This window comes from Acidithiobacillus sp. TH-A35 (genome assembly GCF_057473505.1).
This window is the reverse complement of record NZ_JBYCKR010000170.1, coordinates 1-7,848: the sequence shown is the minus strand read 5'-3', so window position 1 is coordinate 7,848 and position 7,848 is coordinate 1. Positions and strand designations below refer to the sequence as shown.

Annotated in this window: 9 protein-coding genes; all 9 read left to right on the top strand. The window is 60.0% G+C overall.

Going from position 1 to position 7,848, the window contains the following annotated elements; translation table 11 throughout:
• A partial coding sequence (locus AC2VNK_RS06020) for an ammonium transporter (protein WP_486883172.1) occupies window positions 1-921 on the top strand: 921 nt, incomplete at its 5' end.
• Window positions 922-923: 2 nt separating this feature from the next.
• Entirely contained in the window at window positions 924-1,775 is an 852-nt protein-coding gene (locus tag AC2VNK_RS06015) for an NAD(P)H-hydrate dehydratase (protein ID WP_291520634.1), read from the top strand.
• A complete protein-coding gene (gene bioA, locus AC2VNK_RS06010) occupies window positions 1,762-3,111 on the top strand; it encodes an adenosylmethionine--8-amino-7-oxononanoate transaminase (RefSeq protein WP_486883171.1) in 1,350 nt (449 codons plus the stop codon). The genes AC2VNK_RS06015 and bioA overlap by 14 nt, the downstream gene beginning before the upstream one ends.
• Window positions 3,111-3,566: a CBS domain-containing protein gene (locus tag AC2VNK_RS06005; RefSeq protein WP_291520636.1), complete on the top strand. Its 456-nt coding sequence runs from the start codon at window positions 3,111-3,113 to the stop codon at window positions 3,564-3,566. The genes bioA and AC2VNK_RS06005 overlap by 1 nt, the downstream gene beginning before the upstream one ends.
• Window positions 3,567-3,578: 12 nt before the next feature.
• Window positions 3,579-4,064 (top strand): tRNA (adenosine(37)-N6)-threonylcarbamoyltransferase complex ATPase subunit type 1 TsaE, encoded by a 486-nt coding sequence (tsaE, locus tag AC2VNK_RS06000; protein ID WP_486883170.1) that lies wholly within the window; start codon window positions 3,579-3,581, stop codon window positions 4,062-4,064.
• Window positions 4,054-5,844: a DNA mismatch repair endonuclease MutL gene (gene mutL / locus AC2VNK_RS05995; protein WP_486883169.1), complete on the top strand. Its 1,791-nt coding sequence runs from the start codon at window positions 4,054-4,056 to the stop codon at window positions 5,842-5,844. The genes tsaE and mutL overlap by 11 nt, the downstream gene beginning before the upstream one ends.
• Entirely contained in the window at window positions 5,841-6,773 is a 933-nt protein-coding gene (miaA, locus tag AC2VNK_RS05990) for a tRNA (adenosine(37)-N6)-dimethylallyltransferase MiaA (protein ID WP_486883168.1), read from the top strand. Before mutL ends, miaA begins: the two co-directional genes overlap by 4 nt.
• A gap of 87 nt (window positions 6,774-6,860) precedes the next feature.
• A complete protein-coding gene (gene ndk, locus AC2VNK_RS05985; protein ID WP_291520666.1) occupies window positions 6,861-7,286 on the top strand; it encodes a nucleoside-diphosphate kinase in 426 nt (141 codons plus the stop codon).
• Window positions 7,287-7,848 (top strand): radical SAM protein (locus tag AC2VNK_RS05980; RefSeq protein ID WP_486883167.1); only part of this gene is annotated, 562 nt, incomplete at its 3' end. It abuts the gene before it with no gap.

Sequence of the window (7,848 nt, the reverse complement as noted above, 5' to 3'; positions counted from 1 at the left end):
GCCGCCGCGGTGCCAGCTATTATTTCCGGTGGTATCGCCGAACGGGCGCGGTTTTATCCTCAATTGCTGGCAACGGCCTTTCTGGTGGGGCTGGTTTATCCCTTTTATGAAGGCATCGTCTGGAATAACCATTATGGCATTCAGGCCTGGTTTACCAGCACTTTTGGCGCGCCTTTTCACGATTTCGCGGGCTCGGTGGTGGTGCACGCCATGGGTGGATGGATGGCGCTGATGGCGGTCTGGCTGCTGGGTTCACGCAAGGGGCGTTACGGGAAAGATGGTGCAGTGCATGCCATGCCGCCGTCCAACATTCCCTTTCTGGCGCTGGGTTCCTGGATTCTGATTATCGGCTGGTTTGGCTTTAACGTGATGAGTGCGCAGCAGCTCGCTGCCGTGCAGGGTCTGGTAGCGCTCAATTCGCTTATGGCGCTGGTGGGCGGCATGCTGGCGGCACTGGCGGTAGGGAGGGGCGATCCGGGCTTCGTACACAATGGCGCTCTCGCGGGTCTGGTCGCGATCTGCGCCGGTTCCGATGTGGTGCAACCCATTGGGGCTTTGGCCATTGGCGCTATTGCCGGCATTATTTTTGTCTACCTCTTCACTTTTGTGCAGCATCGCCTGCGTCTGGATGACGTGCTTGGCGTATGGCCGCTCCATGGTGTTTGCGGTGTGTGGGGTGGATTGGCCGTCGGTATTTTTGGGCATCAGTTCTTCGGCGGCGCCGGTGGAGTCAGTTTCTGGTCCCAGTTGCTGGGCACCTCGCTGGGTGTGCTGGTCGCCCTGGCGGGCAGCGCCATTGTCTACGGCAGCATCAAGTATTTTATCGGGATTCGTCTTGATCCCGAGGCGGAGTATGCGGGGGCGGATTTGAGCTTGCACCATGTCAGCGCGTATCCTGAAGAGGATATTGAGAGGGCGTGACCATGAATGAAGCCTTTGTTGCCCTAAACTGGCGGACAGTCCCGGCCTTGCCGGCGCGCAGCCCGCAGGCGCACAAAGGGAGCTTCGGGCACGTTTTCGCGGTAGGCGGAGGGCCGGGCATGGGCGGGGCGCTGGCGCTGGCCTGTGCCGCCGCCTATCGGGTGGGTGCCGGACTGGTGACGGCCGTCGGGCATCCCTCGGCCATCCCTTATCTGGCGGCACATCTGCCAGAAGCTACCTGGCGGGACTGGCCTGCGAGTTTCGGAGATTTGCCGGGTCAAGCTGTCCTGGCCGTTGGCCCGGGCTTGGGTCAGGGTCTGGCCGCCCATGATCTTTTGCTGGAGATCGGTACGCTGTCCTGTCCCCAGGTCTGGGACGCCGATGCCCTGAACATTCTGGCGCGTTTTGGTCCGGAACTGTTGGCCGCCGATGCGGTTCGTCTGTTTACCCCACATCCCGGGGAGGCGGCGCGCCTGTTAGGGGTGACGGCCACCGCCGTCCAGGCCGATCGTGCCGCGGCCATCTGCCGATTGCAGGCCCGCTATGGCGGGCATTGGGTGCTCAAGGGCCACCATAGTTTGTTACTGGGTAGTGGCGGTCATTGGCTTTGTCCTCTGGGCAATCCCGGTATGGCGACGGGCGGCAGCGGGGATGTCCTCACCGGTATACTCGCGGGTCTGCTCGCCCAAGATTTGGAAGCAGACAAGGCCTTGTCCCTCGGCGTGTGTCTGCATGCCCGCGCGGGCGACCTCGCCGCCGCACAGATGGGCGAGGCCAGCCTGCTGGCCAGTGATATCCTGGCGGCAGTGCCCCGCGCATTACAGGAGTTAACGCAAAATCATGACGGAAACTGAAGTATTGCGGGAATGGGATCGCCGTTATTTCTGGCATCCCTTCACCCAGATGCAGTGTTATGGGGACGATGATCCGTGGATCATTGAGCGTGCCGAAGGCAATTACGTGTACGATACGGAAGGTCATTGCTGTCTGGACGCCATTGCCAGCCTTTGGTGCAATATCCACGGCCATCGCCATCCCCGACTGGACGCCGCTCTGGTCGAGCAGGTCGGTAAAGTCGCGCACAGCACGGCGCTGGGCGCGAGCAGTCCCCCGGCTATTCGCCTCGCCAGGGCACTGGTGGAAATTACTCCGGCCTCCCTGCAACACTGTTTCTTTTCGGAGGATGGGTCGGAAGCGGTTGAGGTTGCCATCAAAATGGCGGCTCAATACTGGTGCAATCTGGGTCGCCCCGAAAAACACCTCTTCCTGACTCTGGACAATGCCTATCATGGTGATACTGTGGGCGCTGTTTCGGTGGGCGGTTTCCCCTTGTTTCATGAGGTGTACGGCCATCTCCTGTTCCCGACTTTGCGCTTGCCGAGCCCCTATGTATTGCAGTGGGAAGACTGCGAGGGAGATCCGGAGCAGGCAACAGCGGCATGGCTGGCGGCGCTGGAATCTATACTGCAAAGCCAGGGTCATGAGATTGCCGCCCTGATCCTGGAGGGCGGGGTGCAGGGTGCCGCAGGCATATTGCCTTTCCCTCCCGGCATTCTGGCGGGTGCGCAACGTCTGTGCCGGGCCTATGAGGTCTTGCTGATCATTGATGAGGTCGCGACCGGCTTTGGCCGCAGCGGCAAGCTTTTTTCCTGTGAGTGGGAGTCTGTCGAACCAGACTTGCTGGCCTTGGGTAAGGGGCTGAGCGGTGGTTACTTGCCGGTGGCCGCGACCCTCGCCGCAGAACACGTTTATGCCGCCTTCCTTGCGCCATTCGGGGAAGCCCGGCAGTTTTACTATGGGCACACCTACACCGCCAATCCTCTGGCCTGTGCGGTAGCATTGGAGAACCTGGCCCTCTTTGCGGAAGGCGGTGTGCTGGCTGCTTTGCCTGGGAAAATTGCCCAGTTACAAGCCGGGCTGCAGCGTTTTCACGGCCAGTCGTGGGCAGGAGAGGTCCGCCAGTTCGGTTTGATGGCCGCCATTGCCTTGCGCGACCCCAGGACGAATGCACCTTATCCCTACGGAGATCGCGTCGAATACGCGGTGTGCCGGCGGGCACGGGAAATGGGCGTTTACAGCCGCCCTCTCGGCGATCTCCTCACTATAGTCCCGCCGCTGTCGGTGACAGCAGCAGAAATAGACACTATCCTCAATGTATTATATGACGCCATGGCGGAAGGACGATCCTGATGAAAACGGCCCAAGACATTATGACCCGCGAGGTCGTTACGGTGCTGGCCGACGACCCGGTAGATACAGTGGGGGATGTGCTCCTCAGTTCCAGGCATCATAGCCTGCCGGTGGTAAATGGTGATGGTCATCTGGTCGGGATGATCGGTGAACGGGATCTGATTGACGCCCACCGCAAGGTGCATCTGCCGACCATGCTCACTATTCTTGATGGTCTGATTCCTCTGGGCGGTATGCATGAATACGAGGAAGAACTGCGCAAAGTCACGGCGGTGACCGCCAGTCAGTTGGCTAGCTCCCACGTCATTACCGCAGCCCCCGATGAGGATACGGACGCGGTCGCCGAGAAACTCTTGCGGAAAGACGTGCATGCGGTGCCAGTGGTCGACAGCCAGGGCCAGCTCTTGGGTATCGTTAGCCGTTCGGACATTCTCCAGCATCTGCTGAAGCCCTGAACTGGGGATCTGATGCACTGGGATTTCGCAGATGCTGAAGCCTGCCGGGACTGGGGGCGACGGTTTGCCCTGCGCATTCATATCCCTGCGGTTATTTATCTTGAGGGTGACCTGGGGGTCGGTAAAACCACTTTGGCCCAGGCTATCTTAAAGGCGCTGGGCGTTACCCAGAACATTAAAAGCCCGACCTATACCCTGATGGAACAGTATCCGACCCGCATCGGACCCGCTCTGCATCTTGATTTGTATCGTCTGCAAGAGCCGGAAGAGCTGGAATTTATCGGTATCCGCGATTATCTGACAGAACCGGCCCTGTGGCTGGTGGAGTGGCCGGAGCGGGGTGCGGGTTTCCTGCCCCCTGCCGATTTGTCACTCACCCTCCGTATTCTGGACAACGCCAGTCACCGTCTGGAGTGGCAGGGGCATCAGCCCCATGTTCAGGACTGGACCTCTTTCTTAACGCCCGCGTCCACCCGGAAAATCTGCCATGGGGAATGAACATGTGCCCCGCGTTCATCGTCTGGATAGTACCCTCGCTAACCAGATTGCGGCTGGCGAGGTGGTGGAACGTCCTGCCTCGATCCTAAAAGAGCTTCTGGAAAACAGTCTGGATGCTGGCGCGACGCGGATTACCATTCATCTGAAAGGCGGCGGGATAGATCTGCTCAGCGTAGAAGATGACGGCATTGGCATCCTTCCAGAAGACCTGGCTCTGGCTTTGGAGCGCCATGCGACCAGCAAAGTGGCCACCTGGGAGGATCTGCAGGCGATCCAGACCATGGGTTTCCGCGGTGAGGCCTTGCCAGCGATTGCTTCCGTCTCGCGCCTGGAACTCCTCTCGCGGGCGCGCAGCCAGAATCAGGCGGCACGGCTGCAGGTAACGGGGGGCATGACTGCCGCCCCGGAGCCCGCAGCGAGGGCACCAGGAACCACGGTGCGTGTGGCTGATCTCTTTTTTAACGTGCCAGCACGGCGTAAGTTTCTGCGCAGTCCGGCCGCCGAGTTGTCGCGCAATCAAAAGGTGCTGCGCCAGATCGCTTTGGCCAATTTCCCGGTGGCTTTTCAGCTCACCCAGAATGGTCGTTCTCTTGTGCAATTTCCTGCGGCTACGGATGCAGAAAGTCGGGCAGCGCGAGTGGCCACCATATTGGGGGAAGGTTTTCTCGCCAACGCCCTGTATATCGAACAGGAAGATCAGGGCTTGTCTCTCAGCGGCTGGCTGGGCCTGCCCACCTACAACCGCGCCCGTGGTGACGAGCAGTACTTTTTCGTCAATGGGCGCCCGGTTCGTGATCCAGTGATTAACCATGCCCTGCGTGCTGCCTATAATGACGTGCTGTTTCAGGACCGCCACCCGCTTTATGTGCTCTATCTGGCTTTGCCGCCAGAGCGGGTAGACGTCAACGTACATCCCGCCAAGGCGGAGGTACGCTTTCGCGACAGCCGCGAGATACACGATTTTCTCTTCCACACGCTTCGGTGGGTCATTGCAGGGCAGGGTGGTGAGCGTCTGCACGTCACTATACCGGTACAGCCTTTGTCCAGAGCGTCGGCACCTGCACAAAGTCCGGCGCCCGCCACCTACCCGACACAGCGGCCGCTGAGCGCCGTGCGGGATGGGGCAGGCGCCTACTGGGAACGTCTGGTGGCTACTGCAACGTCCCCTGTGCCTACCGCAGAGGTGCGGGTTGCCGGGTCCGAGGATCTGGCCCCGAACTACCCCCTCGGGCAGGCCGTAGGGCAAATCCACGCACGTTTCATCCTCGCCCAGAATAGTGAGGGTATGATTCTTGTCGACCAGCACGCAGCCCATGAGCGCATCCTCTACGAGAAGATGAAGATCGCGTCGCAACAAAATGATAAACAGGCATTTATTATTCCGGAATATGTGCACGTAACAGCGGCGCAAATAACGCGCTTCGACGAACGACAGGCCGAGTTGCAAGCCGCCGGGCTGGAAATCAGCGTCGCGGGACCCGGCACCCTGGCCATTCATGCGGCCCCCAAAGCCGTCGCCGCCGCCACCTATGGGCAGATTGTCGCCGATATTCTTGCGGAAGAGCCCGCCTGGGCCGAGGGAGACGGTGACGCTGTCCTCGCCGACATGGCCTGTCGTGCCGCCATTAAGACGAGCCGTCGCCTCAGCCTCGAAGAGATGAACAGCCTGCTGCGCCAACTAGAAGCCACCCCGCGTTTCGGGCAGTGCAATCACGGTCGACCGACGGTAGTGCATTTTTCCTTGGCCGATCTCGACCGGCTCTTTCTCCGCGGGCGATGATTCCCGCCATTTTTCTGATGGGTCCGACCGCCAGCGGCAAGACTGAGCTGGCCTTAAGGCTTGCTGATGCGTTGCCCGTAGACATTATCAGCGTCGACTCTTTGCTGGTGTACCGCCATTTTAATATTGGCAGCGCCAAACCCCGCACGGCCCTGCGCCAGCAATACCCACACGCCTTGGTCGATATCCGGGAGCCCGACGAGCCTTATTCGGCGGGCCTGTTTCGGGAAGATGCCATGCGCTGCATTGCGCTGGCGCGGGAACGCGGTCGCATCCCTCTGCTGGTCGGCGGCACGGGCCTGTATTTTCGCGCGCTGGAGCGCGGTATTGATGCGTTACCCCCCGCCGATCCCGCCTTGCGCCAGAGTCTGATGGCGGCAGCAGAGACGGCGGGATGGCCCGCACTACACCAGCGCCTCGCGACCCTGGATCCGGAAACCGCTGCGGGTATCGCCCCCCATGACTGGCAACGCATTCAACGCGCCTTGGAAATCATTCTCGGTTCGGGGCAGGCGATCAGCGGGTTGCGCCATTGGCAGGGCACATTCCCCGGCCCGCTCTGCAAAATCATCCTGCGTCCGCCAAGAAGCTGGTTACATCAGCGTATCACGCAGCGTTTTAACGTCATGCTGAACGAGGGATTTCTGGACGAAATTGCCGACCTGCGCGCGCGTCGCTACGCGCCGGAGTTACCCGCCATGCGCGCCGTGGGTTACCGCCAATACTTCGCCTGGCATGACGGCCTTTGCAGTGCGGCAGAGGCTTACCAGGCGGCACTGGCGGCGACCCGCCAACTGGCCAAGCGCCAGGATACGTGGTTTAAGAGGGAATCAGCGCATTATTATCTCGATCCATCCAGCGACGACGCACCATCCCTACTATTGCAGATGGTCATCCGACCCGGGCCGCAGGATACTGCGCACTCCTGACACCCAACGCCAGCGCACCGGATTGCCAGCGAATACGCAGAATGCTAGCCTATGGCCACTCTGACTTCTACCCCCATTGAGGATCTTATGGCCGTTGAGCGCACTCTTTCCATCATCAAACCCGACGCCGTTCAGAAAAATGCCATCGGTGCCATTCTTGGTCGCTTCGAGAAGGCGGGGCTGCGCGTCGCAGCCGCCAAGATGTTGCACCTCAGCCGCGATGACGCGGGTGGGTTTTATGCGGTGCACCAGGCCCGACCGTTTTACGGCGAACTGTGCGACTTCATGAGCAGTGGTCCGGTAGTGGTTACGGTGCTGGAAGGGGAGGGTGCCATCGCCAAAAACCGTGATCTGATGGGCGCCACCAACCCCAAAGATGCCGCTGCAGGGACGATTCGTGCAGACTTTGCCGACAGCATTGATGCCAATGCTGTACATGGTTCCGACAGTGCTGAGACCGCAGCATGGGAAATCAGTTACTTTTTTGGTCAACGGGAGATTTTTTCGCGCTGAATGATGGGCGATTATTCTGTAGTTACCAAGGCCGAAAGGCCACATCTGCTGGGACTGGATCGCCAGTCCCTCGCTGAATTGTTGCGCACCTGGGGAGAGTCCCCCTTTCGTGCCAACCAGATTTTGCAATGGCTACATACCCGTCAGGTGACGGATTTCGCAGCCATGACTAACATCAGTAAAGCCCTTCGCGCTCGCCTCGCCGCAGAAACCTGCATCAACGAGCCGGAAATTATTGCTGACCAACTGGCGGCAGACCGCACGCGTAAATGGCTGCTCGGGCTGCCCGATGGCAATGCCATAGAAACGGTTTTTATTCCTGAAGAAGATCGTGGCACGCTGTGCATCTCCTCGCAGGTGGGCTGTTCTCTGGCCTGCAGTTTTTGTGCTACCGGCGCCCAGGGGCTCAGTCGCAACCTCGAAACCCATGAAATCATCGCGCAGGTGCGGGTGGCGCGCCGTTTTTTGGGCTTAGACGCGATCACCAATATCGTCTTCATGGGTATGGGCGAACCGCTGCTCAATTTGCGCCAGGTATTGCCGGCGCTGGATTTGTTGCGCG

Bases quoted from the DNA above. Each gene is read 5' to 3' on its own strand.
- AC2VNK_RS06015 (WP_291520634.1), top strand. From the start codon at position 924: ATGAATGAAGCCTTTGTTGCCCTAAACTGGCGGACAGTCCCGGCCTTG.
- AC2VNK_RS06005 (WP_291520636.1), top strand. From the start codon at position 3,111: ATGAAAACGGCCCAAGACATTATGACCCGCGAGGTCGTTACGGTGCTG.
- tsaE (WP_486883170.1), top strand. From the start codon at position 3,579: ATGCACTGGGATTTCGCAGATGCTGAAGCCTGCCGGGACTGGGGGCGA.
- miaA (WP_486883168.1), top strand. From the start codon at position 5,841: ATGATTCCCGCCATTTTTCTGATGGGTCCGACCGCCAGCGGCAAGACT.
- mutL (WP_486883169.1), top strand. From the start codon at position 4,054: ATGGGGAATGAACATGTGCCCCGCGTTCATCGTCTGGATAGTACCCTC.
- bioA (WP_486883171.1), top strand. From the start codon at position 1,762: ATGACGGAAACTGAAGTATTGCGGGAATGGGATCGCCGTTATTTCTGG.
- ndk (WP_291520666.1), top strand. From the start codon at position 6,861: ATGGCCGTTGAGCGCACTCTTTCCATCATCAAACCCGACGCCGTTCAG.